Raw genomic sequence first — 14,323 nt, 5'->3', positions numbered from 1 at the left:
GGGAGATCGGTTGGTACACTCGGTGCGAAGCAGATCGTCGCGTCGTCGCAGCAGCGCTTAAAAAGCAGGATCGTCCGGAAAAACACGCCACATGTACAATCGTGGGAAGACGGGCGTCACGGGTTCGTTGCCGAAGTCGGAAAAACCGTGACGCCTGAGGATCTTCATCGACGCCTCGTTCGAGGGTTCGACCCAAGCGAACGTGGGCATACGCGGGTAAACGGCGAGCAGTTGGGCAACCGCCTCGTCTGCGTATCCGTTTCTCCGATGCTGCCTTGCGATCGCGTAGGTAAGTTGCACTTCGTTGCTCTGCGGTTCCCTAATGCACGCCACCCACCCGACGAATTCGCCGGTGTCCCGCAGTTCGATCGCCCGCGTGCCGAATCCCGTTCTGCGCAATCGCTGCGAGCACCTCGCGATCCACTTCGCCACGGACGTCCTGGAACCCTCGTCTCCGTCGCCCATATATCTCACGACGTGCGGATCCGACTGAACTGCATTCAGGTCCTCGAGATCACTCTTCCGCAATCCCCGCATTCGCAGGCGCTCAGTCAATATGATCGGTGATTTCGGCAAGGTTCCTCTCCAGGACTTCGTTGATAGGATGAGGCGAAAGGATCGTCGCGCAAGTATTGGACTGATATGCACCGGTGAGGATCGCGCGCCAGCTGCCCCGCCATCGTCCCTATCGGATGAGCGTCGACACATTCGACGAAGGCATCCGGCCGCCTGATCTGTTGCCGGCATTTTTCGAGCAATAATGGGGCTTGGCACCGTCTGCAGGCCGCGTTCGCGGTAATCGGCATTCAACGTAGCGCCCGTATGCCGTCGAGAAGCACGGCTGTCGCGCGGCAGTCGTCCTCGTTGTAGTCGAGGATCCTCTGCCGGATCGCGGCGTCGCCAGTCTCGACCCAACGGTGATACCATTCGATCGACGCCGCACCCGACGGGTCGGTGTCGCGCCAAGCGAAGCCTAAGGACTTGGCGAGCGTCTTGATCGAATGGTTGCGCGTCGGCCACTCGGTGGCCTTCATGACGACATCGCAATACAGGTCGATTGACCGCGGTGGCGTGAAGAGCGCTTCGACCACCTCGACCGTGCAGACATCCGGGTAACGGGTCTGGAGCTTGCGGTACATCGTGCGCTCGTATTTCGAATAGTAGTAGATCGCCGCATCCGGACGGTCGAGCATGTACCCGACCGCGGCGGCGAAGGCCCTTCGTTCGGCGTCCGCAGTCGACGACTCCGCATAGAACGCTGTGAACCGTTCGGTCGACGCATCTCGGTCGACGCGTTCGACGAAGCCATGCAGATAGGTCAGATCGCGCATGGGATCGGCCTCGATGTCGAAGAAGATTTCGACCCGCGTCGTTGGCAGCTCGATCGGATTACGCAGGTAGGCCGTCGCTCCCGGCGTGGCCAGCAAAGTCGCACGCGCATGGTAGAGGCGCAGCCGGTCCGGTCCGACACCGGGAAAGACGGTCTTGCGGCCGACGACGAATGTTTCGGGATCCATCGCGGCGAAGCCGGCTACGCCGGGGATGACGTCCGCCATGCCGTCGCGTGCCGCTCGGCCCAACGATGGAATGAGGGTAAGGTCGTCCGCCGCCTCCAGTTCGATGACGCACAACTCGCGCCAATGGCAAAGGCCGCACGCCGCCGACAGGGCGCCTCGGGTAGAGTGAGGGGACGCTAGGATCGTACGTACCGAGTCGCGGGTACTAGCATACAGATCCCAAAGGCTGGATGGCGTGCGCGGCCCCCGCGGCGCGTCAAGGTCGTAGGGGACTCGATCTCCGCGCACGTCCCAGATTTCCGGCTGACGTCCCGCCGAGAGACCGAGGCGCTCCAAGACGTCCGTGTAGAGCGCGATCTGAACTGCGTAGTGGACCTTGGCTCGCCCGCGAGACTCGGGCTCGTCACCACCGTCTTCTTCGGCGCGGCCGGATTTGATGTCCGCCGCCACATAGCCGGTGCCACGTCGAACCAGCAGATCGGGGTCGCCGAGTAGATCGTCGGCAGCGATCCTGCCACCATGAATCAGGTCAACACCGGACATCATCGCATCCGCCGTACGCGCCGCACGATCTTCGCCGCCGAGACCGATCAGTCGAACCGTCTCCGGCGGCAAGGTCGCGACGACGTCGGCCTCGTGAGCAGCGCCGCGCCTCCACAGCATCCGGACGAACGGGCTGATCTCGGTACGCGTCGCATGATCACCATGGGCGTCGAGGTCGACCCGCCGGGGGCAGGTCACGTGGTCGTAAAGTTGGGCGGCGGTGACGGCTTTCATCGTTCGGTCCTCGTGGCACGCATCCTGACACGTCGTCGGGACATCCAGGCAACGAGATCGACGTAATCGCCGAGAGCAGTACTTGTAAGTACCATAGATCGAATTACCTTCTTTTTATCAGATGCGATGGATCGGAACTTGGATGAGACATGTCGAAGCAACCCTTCGCCGCGCTATGGCGTGGCGGCCCACGGCCGGTTCCCGGCTGATGGATCGTCCGCCATCGTTCGAACGTCTGATGCTGGCGGAACAGACGCACCGCATCGCCAACGACCTGACCGTGGTGAGATCGTTGCTATCGCTTCTTTCCTCGCGTTATGGCGAGGATGCCGAGCAACTCGTCAGAGCTGCGCTCGAACGGGTAGACGCCGTCGCCGACCTCCAAAGGCTGCTTCTTCCGCCGTTGATGGAAGGGCCGAGGGAATTGAGCCTGAAACTGGAAGAGGTCTGCCGTCGGATAGCAGAAGTACGTTTGGCCAAGAGAAACGTCCTTCTGGACTATGCGGTCGATCGATGCGAACTCGATGCCAGGACGTGCTGGGCCATCTGCGCCATCGTTGCCGAGCTCGTCACGAACGCCTCGAAGCACGCGTTCACCGCGGCCGGTGGCACTGTCGCCGTCACGGGCAGGTGCCATGGGCGCATCGTCGTCATGTCGGTGGCAGACGACGGCAATGGCTCGACGGCGAGCAGCCGGCGAACCGAGCCGGCTTCCGGAGGCGGTGCGGGCTCGGTGATAGTCGAGCAGCTCGTGGCGGCGTTGGGCGGCGAGCTGTATTATCCTGAAACATCCGTCGGTACGGCAGTCGAGTTCTGGATCGGTCTCGATGGTACGGCCGTCGGCCGCGCCACGCGATGATGAAGCCGATGACGGAGAACGCTGGGTCATCCGGGTGGCACCCGTTGCTCAGGCGAAGGGAGAAAGAAGTTAGTTTCGTTGGATCCAACGTCAGGGGGTCCGCTGCTTCCGGAACGTGATGAGGTCGTGAGATGTGAGGAAAATGAATTCCAGAGCAGCGTCGATGATCCGGAACAGAAGGTAGAAAGCGATGCAATTCCACCAGGGCGATCGGCAAGTCGGCGAGACGCGTGAAGCACGCCGAGCCAGGATTTCGAACAGAGTCGGTCATCCGGGCGTCGCCGAAAACATCTCGCGCGATGTCGGTGCCTTCGAAATCCTGCTGAAGGGAAAGTGCTGCGGCAGCCGAACGCACGACGAACCCATAGTCCTCGATTGCCTTGCGATGGACGACGCAAAGCGCGAGACGTTGATGGGAGCAGCTTCGGTCATGGACTCGGATCACATCGTCCTCGGGTTCGCGCACGACGATCCAATGGGGCCTCCGGTGAGCATAATCGTTGTCTGGAAAGTCGGCGACACCATGGAGGTCGACGCCGGTTGCGGCCTGTGGTGCCCACCGGCGAGGGACGTGCATAGCTGACATCGCGCAGCCGGTCGGCACCGAGGTACTTTCAGCTGAAGCCGCGGCGAGGTCTAGCCGTGATGGACGGAATGCCGTCGATAGCCATCGAGGCAGGTTGCTGTCGCGCAGGTGAACGGCTCATGCGTATCGCACGGTCGCCGGAGGTCGGTGTCGCGATCGGCGCTTCCATCCACGTCAAGTTGCGCGGTGCAGGTGCCGGATTGTTCGAAACCGAAGCGAAACGAATGGCAACATGAGACGCCGATGGTCGAGGTGGCTGCGTTAGATGCCAGCTCGTGGCCGTCATCAGATTCGGCGCACACATGATGCCTATCAGCATAACCATGCGAAGTTGGAGCCGCATGATCTATAGGCTCCCGAACAAGGACGAGAATCCGAATGATCACTCGAAACTACGAACAGCTCGATAGAAGTCTAGGGCCGCACTTGGTGCCTCCGACAAACACCAGTTGTCGGCGGTCAGCCGTCCTCGATGAGGTCGCTGCAACGGCCAATTACGCGATCAGCGGCACGTTGCTTGAGAAGTTCGGTCCACTTACGCTAGCCGTCTCGCGCGAGGAGCCGGATTTCAGCTACTTCGGACAGATCAAATCCAAGCCTCTTTCTGCATTCGGAGATTGCGAATTCCGTTTCGACATACCAGCCGGCGACTCCGAGGCCTATGGCACGCATCCCCTGGTCGAAGCACTGCTGACGGAGCTGGGCGCCTTTCATCGAGCCCGCCCCGCCGTTCGGAAGCGCGCCGCAGCGGCCAGAAAACTTGCGGAGAAGCTGCTCTCGCGGGCATCGAACGGGCGCTCAGACATCCGCCTCCTTGCGATCGGATTGAAAACGGTCGGCGACGACGACTTTTCCATCATCGCCGATGTCAGAACCTTAGGCTACGATCTGCAGCTCGGCGTCGACCGGATACGCAGTCGTAACCTAGCCGATTTCGAGACGGACTTAGCCGCTATGGTTGACGTTCATCTGCTTCGCGAACGGGAGTTCGCGTCTGCCGAAGCCGCAGGCGTCTCGTACTGGATCGACGAGGCTGCGTTGCTCATCCTCGACGCCTCGGGCTTCAGTCGAGCCGAGGTCTTCGCCGAAATGCGCGATCGGCGCGTTATGGAGTTTTACTTCGGCGGCGACGCCGGCTGGGACCTGTCCGCCGCCCTCTACTGGGAGAACGGCACGCTGGTCGGCGATGTCGAAAATCGCCGGGACGGATGGCGCTTGGAGGCGGACGTGTTCACTTTGAAGGGCGCCTGCTTTCCCGAGACCGTGATTAGCACGCTGATCGGGCGCCGAATGAGGGACGTCATCGACTTCCCCTTCGTACCCCGCGAAGCGATTATAACCGATCTGCCCGATTGGTCCGAGGGATGGCTCTACCTGAAGCTGGCGAACGGGAAACGTGGGGTGAATGTCGACGGAGACGTGCAGGAGCCGAGTTGATGTGGTGGCGCAACGGTTCGAAGCCCACGCCTGCAATCTACTGTAGCCAGTAGCATCCGGCCTATTTGCTTTTAATTCCTGCAGGTTCCGTCAGCTGCTTCTGGCTCAACCCCCCGCCCTGACGCGCGACGCGGATAGCGCGCCCATGGCACGATGGGACGTTCACCGAAGACCCCCGCACAATGGTGCCTATCCCCTCGGTCGCGGTTGCAGACTGGACCACGTCCCGAAGCCGAAGCTTCCCACTTCATCGGCCTTCTTGTCTCCTGCGGCCGCAAGAAGGCCGAGCGGCCGCTGCCGTGGGACGCGATCTGCCGATGCAACTTGTGATGAAACCAACGGCCTGCAAGCCGAGATGCTGGCTTCGTTGCGTGCACACGTCAGCCGCGCTCGGCGCCGATGCGGAAGGTCGTGCCGGGCCGAACCGCCAAAGCGATCGAATTCCGTGCCAGCTCGGCCGCGATTAGAGCCACCAAGGCCAACCGGCGAACGCCGCTGTTGCGATCTCAATTCAAAGGACATAGAATTATGGCCCATCCTATCGAGGAGAACGACGTGCAGGCGCTATCGCCGCCCGGCGGCGAACAAATCGCCAGTCGGGCCGAAACGACGTCGGCCGGCAGGGTTGGTCACATCCGCGATCGGTATGCCGTCGGCACGCTTCTGGAATTCGAACCCGACGCGGATCGCAAGAATCACAACGTCTTCCGATACCCCGCAAAGTTTCATCCTCCGATCGCCAGACGTCTGATCGAACTGTTCAGTTCGTCCGGTGAGACCATCCTCGATCCCTTCTGCGGAAGCGGCACCCTGCTCGTCGAAGCAGCGTCGTTGGGTAGAAACTCGGTCGGAACCGACGTCGATCCCCTGGCCATCCTCATCGCGCGCGCAAAGACCGTCGGTGTCAATCGGACTTCGCTCGACGCGACTGTCGCAGTTTTCGTTGAATGGTGCGAAGAGCAACGCCGGGACGATCTCGATCGGTTCGGCCCATTCGATCTCGATATCGGTAGCGAGATCCTGGATGGGCTCCGCCCCGAAATTGCGGCCTTCATCCCAGAACTGCCCCGCATCGGCCACTGGTTCAGAAATCGCGTCGTTCTGCAGCTCGCGACCCTTCGTCGTCGCGTGGCCGACATTCAGGACGAACACTCGCGCAGAATACTGACCCTTTGCTTCGCCTCGATCATTCGAAATTCGTCGAATGCAGACCCGGTCCCGGTCTCAGGGCTCGAGGTGACCAGTCACATGCTCGCGCGCGAAGCCAAGGGCAGGACGATTGATCCATGGCTGCTCATGAAGCGGGCGACCGCGAAGACCGTCGCCGCGACGGTCGCCTTCGCGCAGGTGCGGGACCCGGAAGCGCGTTGCGTCGTTAGGGAAGCCGACGCGCGGCATCTCGACCGGACCACCATCGGAGCGGTCGATGCGATCATCACCTCGCCACCTTATCTGACGGCCGTCGACTACTATCGTAGGCATACGCTAGAGATGTACTGGCTCGGATTGACCGAGCGGCGTGAGCAGCGGCTGGACGTAATGACCCGTTACATCGGCAGGGATCGCGTCGGTTTGCGTCATTTTCCGGTTGAAGACCCTCAGGCCGCGGCCGTGGCGGACCGCTGGATAGGACGCTTTCCGAGCGCCGCACCTGCACGACAGCGCGCTTTCCGCCATTACTGCGACGGCATGTTCCGAGCGTTGGTCGGAATGAGCGAGATCGTCGCCGGGAACGGCGCCATAGTCGTAGTGGCTGGCGATGTCCGCTTCTGCGGTATGCCAGTGTCGATGCTCGAGCTGATCAAGGATCTCGCAGCAGACAAGCTTAAGATCGCGGATCACCTATGGTACCCGATCATCAACCGGTACATGTCGTACAAGCGGAACAACGAAGCCAACATTGCGGTCGATCACGTGATCGTACTCCGTCGCCCCTAAACACCTGGGGACGGACGGTTCGGAACGAACGAAAACGGTCCACTCGGTTCTGCCGGTAAAAGGAGGAAGCGAGGGGAGACTAGCCAGCTATCTTTTCTTTGTGCAGTCATACCGATACGCATGATGCAGGATGCAACAAACCGATCGGCTTATACTCCACCCTACAATATTTCGGACTTCGACGACTACATTGAGATGGTCTTCGACCCGACGGTCGCGTAATTCCTGGTGTTCAGCCAATGTCAGTACAGGATGCTTGAAATAGGCTTTTACACTACACCGGGCAATAGTCAGTTCAAATTTGGAATGTTTGCCGTTGTCGAACGGGCGACAAACCGCTTTTTAAGTCAGACTGGCATCGCTGATTTTCATTGAGTTTTGGGAAGAGACTTCAATGGGATGGGTGAAGCGGTAATAGTTTTACTTCAAGATCCCAAGGGCGCGTTTTCGCCTATGAAGCAGCGATTGCTGCCCTAAAGTGGTATAACAGCAGTGAGGGTCGACAACGTACTGTCTGGATGATCGCACCTAACAATCGGGCATCTTTGATTCTTGTGGAAAAGCTGGTTCATTCCGTATGAAAACGTCGTTAACAGCGGTGGTCCGTTCCTAACGCTGGACGGCATCTCGACCCGTGGCTGACCCCTCACTTCATGCAGAATGTGCAGGCAGGTTGGCCTTCTTGTTTGGAAAAGGCGATTGGAAAACGGGGATATGATGGTCGTGTTGTCGTCGCGAAAATAGGCGATTTCAGATTTAATCCCTCCTGTTCTTCTCCCCAATCCTATAGTCATGCACGTCGGGGCCGATCCGCATTGGTCGCGGTTGCTTCCTGCTCCGACCGATTGTGGACGACGGGTTCAACGAGTAATCAGGTCATCATCGGTCGATGACGCCGCTCGTGATTCAAGGACCATCGCAAGATCGCACCGACCCCTCGCGCGCCCACGCGAACGAGCGGCCGTCGATGAAACGGTATCTGTAGGTTGTGCATCGCCGCCGCCCAGGGCTGTAGCAGGTCGATCCCCGCCTCCATCATCAAGCGCGTCGCCGGCGCGGTGCTCGGGATCGGGGTCGGGGCGGTGAGGAGAATGCGGGCGATCTCGCGACTGCGAGCGGTCGCCTCGAGCTGTGGGCGGACGGCCTGGAAATAGGCTGCGACTCCGCGGCGATCGAGCGGCACATCGGTAGCGCCCAAGGCCCGGGCAACGGCGGCGGTTTCGGCGAAATAGCGATCCTGCGCCGCGCCCGGCATCGCCGGATCGCGATATCGGATGTACGCGCGTAGGAAGGCGTCCGCGCCGGCGACATGAACCCATGTCAGGACGGCCGGATCGTTCGCGGAATAGGGCGTGCCGTCGGTCAGCGTGCCGCCCACATGGTCGTGGATGCGCCGGACCCGATCGATCATCATTCCGGCGGTGGTATGCGAACCATAGGTCGTCCCCGCGATGAACTGGGCCGTCCGTTTGAGCCGACCGATCAGGTCCCGGCGGAAATTGCTATGGTCCCAGACACCAGCCGCCGCCACCGGATGCAGCATCTGCGTCAACAGGGCGACGACCCCACCGATCATCATAGCGGTGAAGTCGCCATGCACCGTCCACGCCGCACCGCCATAGGGTACGAGGCCCGGCTCGGCCGCCACGCGGACGAACCCTGGCGTATCGGACTTCGAGCCGATGAGGTCGTGAACGTATCCGGCTATCAGGGTGCGTGGATCGGCCATATCGCTAACATAGGTCGGGAATTCCCCGACGCGAGGCATTGCGTGCAAACAATGCGCGTCGTCGTTTTCAGCGGTTGGCAGGTGGCGCGCTGAGCGACGAGCCTTCGCGCGACGGCTCGGTTCTAGCCGATCGCATCGACCGCAAACAGGGCGAGGTAAACCCGGCAACCTGCGCAATCTACAGGTCCTCTCCGGTCTATCGTCTTTTCGGTTTCGCAGGTTGAAGCGCATCCCGACTGGCCGGGCGTGACCCGGCGTATCTGATCCCGTCGCCCCGCGCTGTGCGATCCCGGCTCGCATTACATTCGGTCATGCTGCCCGTCGCATGGAAGTCGCCGAGTATCAGGCGCCGGATCCGGTTGCGATCGTCGGAGGATCACCGTCGGCTGAAGATGATCCATCTTTCGAAAGCGGAATGTCCGGCTGCGATTTGCGATGCCGACTGAGCCGAAGGCCACCCGGCTATTGGATCCGGAGCCGGATTCACGGTGCCTGCCGTGATGTCGGGGGGTTCCACGGTCACAAGCGTTCCTGAAGGCAGTCGGACGCTGATCGGAGAAATGCGAAATCAAAAAGAACGAGAGGAAAACGATGAAGGCGCTTACGATACTGATATACGCTCTGACCCGTCGCTGGATGACGAGCCGGGCTGGACGACGGGAGGGCACAGCGCTACCGAGTGATCGAGATTTGCATCCGAAGGGGGAGCGACGAGTGGCGGACCTGTTCGACGTGTCGGCATACATCCTGTCTCAGACCGGGCCGATCACGTCGATGAAGCTGCAAAAGCTCGTTTACTATTCGCAGGCGTGGTCACTGGTTTGGGACGAGCGGCCTTTGTTCGCCAACCGAATAGAGGCGTGGGCCAACGGCCCGGTGGTGCCAGACCTCTTCCAGGCTCATCGCGGTGAATTCATCATCGCTTCCGAGCCGACTGGTCGGCTCGAGCGTCTCTCGAAGGACGATAGAGAGACCGTCGATGGCGTTCTGGCGACCTACGGTGATAAATCGGCCACTTGGCTCAGCGCCCTGACGCATAACGAGCAGCCCTGGATCGAGGCCCGCATTGGTCTTCCCGATGGTGAGCGCGGCTGTCGTCCGATATCGCATGGAGCGCTGACAGACTACTACGGCAACCTCTGAGCGCACTTTGAAGAACGCCAGATTTCGTGCCGAACCGGATACTACGAAGCTCGCGAAGCTGGTTTCGCCTGAAATCGCGAATGGCCGGGTTTCCTGGCGCTTCTGCGCTTGCGACCGGAAGGGTCCCTTCGCCTGGGGGGCGGGAACCGACGGAGAGTTCCGCGATCTCGTCGATCAGCTGCACAGCTTCGAGCACCTGAACTGGAACGATCTGATGAAGGGCGGGTCGCACCCGGTCAAGGTCAACGACCTGAGCAAGGCGGCCCGCGATCAATTGCGCGTCATCAATCGCGACGACATCGACGAACTGGTCAGTCTGCGTATGAGCGCGAAAGGCCGCCTATGGTGCGTCCGCATTCCAAATACTATAATAATGGAAGTGCTCTGGTGGGATGCAAAGCATCAAGTCTATCCTGTGTATAAGGACAAGGCCGATCAGATAAAGAAGAGGCGTCAAGCGAGCTGATAGGCCTGATAGCTACGTATCACTGCGGAGTTTGCACGATTCTGGTGATGAGTTGTGCTTGACTGGCAGTTTCGGTCTTACGGAAAACACGGTTGAGATGAAAGCGTATGGCGTTGATACTGACGCTGTTGCGGGCGGCATACTCCTGAGGGCTTTGTCCGTCGACCAGAGCGCCCACGACGCGTGCCTCTGTCGGAGTCAAAACGAACTACTGCGCCCAGTCGGTCGGTGCCCAAAGACGGTGCTTCACAGACACCGCTGCCAATGGTGATGATCATTGCAGCGTCAGCAAAGGCGGCGCCAATAGTCGGAAAGGTCTTTGGCGTGACCAAAGCGGCCAGAACCGGCTGTTCACGACCTGATCTATCGGCCGCCTGGAAAGCGAGGTCCTCGCGCGACGCGGTCAGGCTCAGCTTCGTCAGTCTCTGCTGACTGATCGGGTCGACGAACGCCAATTTCCCCCAGCGGTCGTAATCAGACCGGCTACCTCAAAGTGCACAGCACGGCCGGTGATCGACAGAATATGGCGATGCTTATCGAGCGTGATAAGCGCGTAGCGTGACCGGTTCGCCGCGGCTCTAGCTGCGCTTGCAGCCACCTCGACGCTGGCGATGCGGTGGCTGATCCGCCCAGCTCGTTGGATGTGCGGGCCAAGCACCCGCAGGCCTCGCCGTAGTAGGGTCAGGTCGCGATCCCCAGGACCGAAAAGCATCAGCCCCAAACGTTCGCCGTCGCGCCGATCGAGCATCAGGCAAAACGTCCGATCGAAGCTCAATGCTGCGAGAAAATTCTTGTAAAGGCTCGTCGCGCGCAGCTCTTCACGCGACAGGAATTCGTCGGTGTCGATGAGCGTTCCGTTCGGTGCCGGCCATGCCCGCTGCGACCAGGATTTATTAAAGGCGAAGACCGAAGTATAGAGCGCTTCGATGTCAGGCCCGACGTTCGTCGTCGCGATAAATTTGGCGCTTGGCGGATTTCGGCGTTCGAGCATGACGAGCACGGTCCGCTAATCGGTTGGACAAAGTGCCAGTCTGATCTGCTCGAGCATAGCATCCTATGAGCAGTTGGCCACGATCAAGCGTCGTTGGCATGATTATCGTGAGCTGACCCGCCCGGTTCGCGCGGCGCTCGCCGCGGATTTGCTGAACGACGCAATCGGTCTGATCGACGGCCGCGTCCTAATCGATCGGCTTGTCTCCAAACTGCGGGCCGAGCGTATCGTTATTCCTGGCATCACCGTGATCGAGCATATGGCGGCCGAGGCAATGCACGCCGCCAGTCTCATGGTGATCGACGATATCGCCGTCCGCCTTTCGAGCGAACAGCGCAGCGGTCTCGACGCCCTCCTGTCGGAAAAGGAGAAGCCCCGCAAAAGCCGTCTGTCGTGGCTGCGCGAGCGTCGGCACGGGTCGGGAGCGTGTGCTAGGTCGGCGAAGCCGATACCCGATCGGTGATCATCACCAGCGTTTCTGCCGTGTATGGCTTCCCGTCATCACTGGAACCACTGACCACGTCCGCGACCGCCTCGAGCATCGTCACGAAGTGAGGCAATGCCATGTGATCTGCCTGCGCTTGCTTGCTCTCCCACCCCTCGTAGAGCACGAACTGCGCAACATCGTCCTCGCGGCGGTGCAGATCATAGTTCACGCATCCCGGCTCGGCGCGGGTCGGCGCGATCATAGCCGCGAGGATGGCGTGGAGGTCGTCCTCGCGGCCCGGCCTGGCCTGGAAGCGAACGATGAAGTTGACGGGGGTGATGCTCACCGCTCCACCTCAGACATCAGGGAGAAACCGACAACGAGCCGAGCGTCATTGCGCCAAGACTGATGCGTAGTGAACAAGTTGTCCTCCTTTTCATCGGCGGTCGGTAGCGCGCGACAATCGAGTGCGTGCCGATACTGGACTAGCCGAAACCCGGCGGCCAGCCTCGGAAAATTACGATGCTGCTGCGGGTCTGGCTGACGTCCAGCGGGCACATGTTAATTCGACGCGTCGGTGTGCCACCTTCGCAAAGAGCCCACGCCGAAGCTCAGTAAAGTCCGAGGCTTTCCCGCCGCTTCGACGCACTAGGCTCGTGCGGTGAAGCTTGACCAGCCCCTCCGCAGGGGGTGACTAATCGAAAAGATAACCCATGACCGTCGAGTTCAACGCAGTACGGCAGGCATAGCGGAGTCGGCGCAACACACAGGCCCGTCACTGTCAGAAGGCTACCTTGTGTAGTAGACTTCGGCCTCGATCAAAGCGCTTGGATGCCGGAGTCGATCCAGCTAGGCCAAGAGTGAAATTATACCTTCGACGCCTGAAAGCGACATTATCACAGGTCCGATCGCCGAACGACAGTCACCACATTCGTCCCAATCGAATTATGTTGTTGGAGGACTTTGTCCAAACCAACGATGGGCGATCAGTGTCGTACAAATCCTGTCCGTCCGATGGCAATCTAACTGTTTCTACATAGGCTTGGACTTATCCTGTTGCATCTTCATCATCTTTTTGTGTTGAGCAATCTCCGCCTTGGTCGCCATGCGGTCGCCCATCATCATCCTGCCATCCTTCATCGTCATACCGTCTGTGGACGTCGTTGACGAGTTCGGCATCGCGTCCGGCTTAATGATGCTATCGCCACCGGTCATTGGCGACGTCGAATCGGGTCTGCTGGTGCTATCGCCTTGCATCTGCGCCGACGCTACTGTGGCGACCAATGCCACCGCAACTGTCAAAATAATCGTCTTCATAGGAGATCTCCGGTTTGTTACAACTGGCGTACAGTAAGCAACACGTCCGACATTGATCGAAATCAGTGTTGAGATCTAATAATCATTTTCCCAGATGAATGGGTGTCCGATCCCCGAAGCGGGGATGGGCAACCGGGGCAAGCGTGAGTTTATCCAGGTTCTGCGCCTGCTGGAGACGCTGCCGCTCGACATCGTCACGGATGCCATGACCCAGGCGATCCAGATCAATGCAACCGGGTTCGATGCAGTCAAGCTGATCGCTCTAGCTCGCATCGAACGGCCCGGCTCAACCTGGCAGCGTATCCGCACCTGCCGCGAACGGCTGTGAAGACAACGTCTGCTGCTGACTATGTGGTGCTGGCGGCAAGAGCGGCGCACCGACACGATGCCGGTCGGTACGATGAGCGGCACGCCGCAGGTGCTGCCGGCCCATCACCTCAAGCAGTTGAAGCTGCCCACCGTGCTGCGCGAGTATGACAAGGCGGCGCGCGACGGTACCGATCATCCGCGCTACCTGCTGCGGCTCATCGAGCTCGAGGTGATCGATCGCGAACGGCGCACGATCGACGGCGTATCCGGGCGGCGTGGTTACCGGCGGTGAAGAGCTTCGACGCGTTCGACTTCACCGCGATCTCTGGCCTCAACAAGATGCACTTCCTGGAGCTTGCCCGCTGCTAGTATGACTTGCGACGGGAGAACGTCATTGCACTGGGCAACAGCGGCACGGGCAAGACGCATGTCGCGCTAGCTCTTGGTCTCGCGGCCTGCCAGAAGAGCTTCACGGTCGCGTTCACCACCGTCGCCGCGCTGGTCAGCCAGCTGCTGGAAGCGCGAGACGAAGGCTTCGGCAGCCGCCCGTCCAATGCCGCCGGCGGCGCCCACGACGAGGACGCGCTGCCCGTTCAGATCAATCGACATGGCTGTAACTCCGGATAAGAGGGCATGAAAGTGTCTTTAACGATACGCCGTCCCAACATGTATGACTTGGCGACGATGGTTCGAAAGCCGGTCAGGGTCATGCGTTTCCTTCCCGCACATCCGCGATTGCGTATCGCCCCGCTGCGCCCGCGCCTGGGATGTGTTGTGGACCGTCGCCCGGCTTCAGCGAGCCAGCTGTATTCGCGTAGGTAGGCCGT

Annotated in this window: 14 protein-coding genes and 2 pseudogenes; 9 read left to right on the top strand and 7 right to left on the bottom strand. The window is 60.4% G+C overall.

Annotated elements, in window-relative coordinates; all coding sequences use genetic code 11:
- Positions 1–57: 57 nt before the first annotated feature.
- Together KTC28_RS23235 and KTC28_RS02760 are read right to left on the bottom strand one after the other, a co-directional pair.
- Positions 58–537 carry a GNAT family N-acetyltransferase gene (locus tag KTC28_RS23235; protein WP_369426585.1) on the bottom strand — a complete coding sequence of 160 codons (480 nt, stop codon included), beginning with the start codon at positions 535–537 and terminating at the stop codon, positions 58–60.
- A gap of 269 nt (positions 538–806) precedes the next feature.
- Positions 807–2,294, bottom strand: a complete 1,488-nt coding sequence (locus KTC28_RS02760; RefSeq protein ID WP_216709624.1) for a TM0106 family RecB-like putative nuclease — start codon at positions 2,292–2,294, stop codon at positions 807–809.
- Positions 2,295–2,436: 142 nt separating this feature from the next.
- Here KTC28_RS02760 and KTC28_RS02755 point away from each other — a divergent pair, with 142 nt between their 5' ends.
- The 4 genes from KTC28_RS02755 to KTC28_RS02740 all read left to right on the top strand — a co-directional run bounded on the left by KTC28_RS02755 (position 2,437) and on the right by KTC28_RS02740 (position 7,114).
- The gene (locus KTC28_RS02755) at positions 2,437–3,153 is read left to right on the top strand and encodes an ATP-binding protein (protein WP_216709623.1); all 717 of its coding nucleotides are present in this window, start codon (positions 2,437–2,439) and stop codon (positions 3,151–3,153) included.
- 190 nt (positions 3,154–3,343) lie between these two features.
- Positions 3,344–3,736 carry a hypothetical protein gene (locus KTC28_RS02750; protein ID WP_216709622.1) on the top strand — a complete coding sequence of 131 codons (393 nt, stop codon included), beginning with the start codon at positions 3,344–3,346 and terminating at the stop codon, positions 3,734–3,736.
- Between the two features lie 381 nt (positions 3,737–4,117).
- Positions 4,118–5,176, top strand: coding sequence for a hypothetical protein (locus KTC28_RS02745; RefSeq protein ID WP_216709621.1), 1,059 nt, complete (start codon positions 4,118–4,120; stop codon positions 5,174–5,176).
- 528 nt (positions 5,177–5,704) lie between these two features.
- Entirely contained in the window at positions 5,705–7,114 is a 1,410-nt protein-coding gene (locus KTC28_RS02740) for a TRM11 family SAM-dependent methyltransferase (protein ID WP_216709620.1), read from the top strand.
- Positions 7,115–7,985: 871 nt separating this feature from the next.
- Here the strand turns inward: KTC28_RS02740 and KTC28_RS02730 are convergent.
- Positions 7,986–9,074: an oxygenase MpaB family protein gene (locus tag KTC28_RS02730; protein WP_255602208.1), complete on the bottom strand. Its 1,089-nt coding sequence runs from the start codon at positions 9,072–9,074 to the stop codon at positions 7,986–7,988.
- 483 nt (positions 9,075–9,557) lie between these two features.
- Here KTC28_RS02730 and KTC28_RS02725 point away from each other — a divergent pair, with 483 nt between their 5' ends.
- Both KTC28_RS02725 and KTC28_RS02720 read left to right on the top strand, forming a co-directional pair.
- Entirely contained in the window at positions 9,558–9,986 is a 429-nt protein-coding gene (locus KTC28_RS02725; RefSeq protein WP_216709619.1) for a Panacea domain-containing protein, read from the top strand.
- 7 nt (positions 9,987–9,993) lie between these two features.
- Positions 9,994–10,452 (top strand): hypothetical protein, encoded by a 459-nt coding sequence (locus KTC28_RS02720; RefSeq protein ID WP_216709618.1) that lies wholly within the window; start codon positions 9,994–9,996, stop codon positions 10,450–10,452.
- A gap of 19 nt (positions 10,453–10,471) precedes the next feature.
- Here the strand turns inward: KTC28_RS02720 and KTC28_RS23230 are convergent, their stop codons facing one another.
- On the bottom strand, positions 10,472–10,630 hold the full coding sequence (locus KTC28_RS23230) for a helix-turn-helix transcriptional regulator (RefSeq protein WP_216709617.1): 159 nt from the start codon (positions 10,628–10,630) through the stop codon (positions 10,472–10,474).
- Positions 10,631–10,870: 240 nt separating this feature from the next.
- Positions 10,871–11,452, bottom strand: a complete 582-nt coding sequence (locus KTC28_RS02710; RefSeq protein WP_216709616.1) for a hypothetical protein — start codon at positions 11,450–11,452, stop codon at positions 10,871–10,873.
- 64 nt (positions 11,453–11,516) lie between these two features.
- Here KTC28_RS02710 and KTC28_RS02705 point away from each other — a divergent pair, with 64 nt between their 5' ends.
- Positions 11,517–11,906 (top strand): DUF4158 domain-containing protein, encoded by a 390-nt coding sequence (locus tag KTC28_RS02705; protein ID WP_216709615.1) that lies wholly within the window; start codon positions 11,517–11,519, stop codon positions 11,904–11,906.
- Here the strand turns inward: KTC28_RS02705 and KTC28_RS02700 are convergent.
- The gene (locus tag KTC28_RS02700) at positions 11,875–12,216 is read right to left on the bottom strand and encodes a putative quinol monooxygenase (RefSeq protein ID WP_216709614.1); all 342 of its coding nucleotides are present in this window, start codon (positions 12,214–12,216) and stop codon (positions 11,875–11,877) included. The two genes, KTC28_RS02705 and KTC28_RS02700, sit on opposite strands and share 32 nt — an antisense overlap.
- A 686-nt stretch (positions 12,217–12,902) precedes the next feature.
- Positions 12,903–13,187 carry a hypothetical protein gene (locus tag KTC28_RS02695; RefSeq protein WP_216709613.1) on the bottom strand — a complete coding sequence of 95 codons (285 nt, stop codon included), beginning with the start codon at positions 13,185–13,187 and terminating at the stop codon, positions 12,903–12,905.
- Between the two features lie 115 nt (positions 13,188–13,302).
- Here KTC28_RS02695 and KTC28_RS02690 point away from each other — a divergent pair.
- Together KTC28_RS02690 and KTC28_RS02685 are read left to right on the top strand one after the other, a co-directional pair.
- Positions 13,303–13,562: pseudogene (locus KTC28_RS02690) on the top strand (IS21 family transposase); the annotation flags it as partial.
- Positions 13,563–13,572: 10 nt separating this feature from the next.
- Positions 13,573–14,027, top strand: a pseudogene (locus KTC28_RS02685) (ATP-binding protein); the annotation flags it as partial.
- Positions 14,028–14,323 lie beyond the last annotated feature (296 nt).

This window comes from Polymorphobacter megasporae, from assembly GCF_018982885.2.
GTDB classification, from domain to species: Bacteria; Pseudomonadota; Alphaproteobacteria; order Sphingomonadales; family Sphingomonadaceae; genus Polymorphobacter_B; species Polymorphobacter_B megasporae.
The sequence above is the reverse complement of the archived record's forward strand: the minus strand, read 5'-3'. Positions and strand labels throughout refer to the sequence as shown.

Excerpts from the sequence above, each read along its gene's own strand:
- KTC28_RS23235 (WP_369426585.1), bottom strand. The coding sequence starts at position 537 with ATGCGGGGATTGCGGAAGAGTGATCTCGAGGACCTGAATGCAGTTCAG.
- KTC28_RS02760 (WP_216709624.1), bottom strand. The coding sequence starts at position 2,294 with ATGAAAGCCGTCACCGCCGCCCAACTTTACGACCACGTGACCTGCCCC.
- KTC28_RS02755 (WP_216709623.1), top strand. The coding sequence starts at position 2,437 with ATGAGACATGTCGAAGCAACCCTTCGCCGCGCTATGGCGTGGCGGCCC.
- KTC28_RS02750 (WP_216709622.1), top strand. The coding sequence starts at position 3,344 with ATGCAATTCCACCAGGGCGATCGGCAAGTCGGCGAGACGCGTGAAGCA.
- KTC28_RS02745 (WP_216709621.1), top strand. The coding sequence starts at position 4,118 with ATGATCACTCGAAACTACGAACAGCTCGATAGAAGTCTAGGGCCGCAC.
- KTC28_RS02740 (WP_216709620.1), top strand. The coding sequence starts at position 5,705 with ATGGCCCATCCTATCGAGGAGAACGACGTGCAGGCGCTATCGCCGCCC.
- KTC28_RS02730 (WP_255602208.1), bottom strand. The coding sequence starts at position 9,074 with ATGCGCTTCAACCTGCGAAACCGAAAAGACGATAGACCGGAGAGGACC.
- KTC28_RS02695 (WP_216709613.1), bottom strand. The coding sequence starts at position 13,187 with ATGAAGACGATTATTTTGACAGTTGCGGTGGCATTGGTCGCCACAGTA.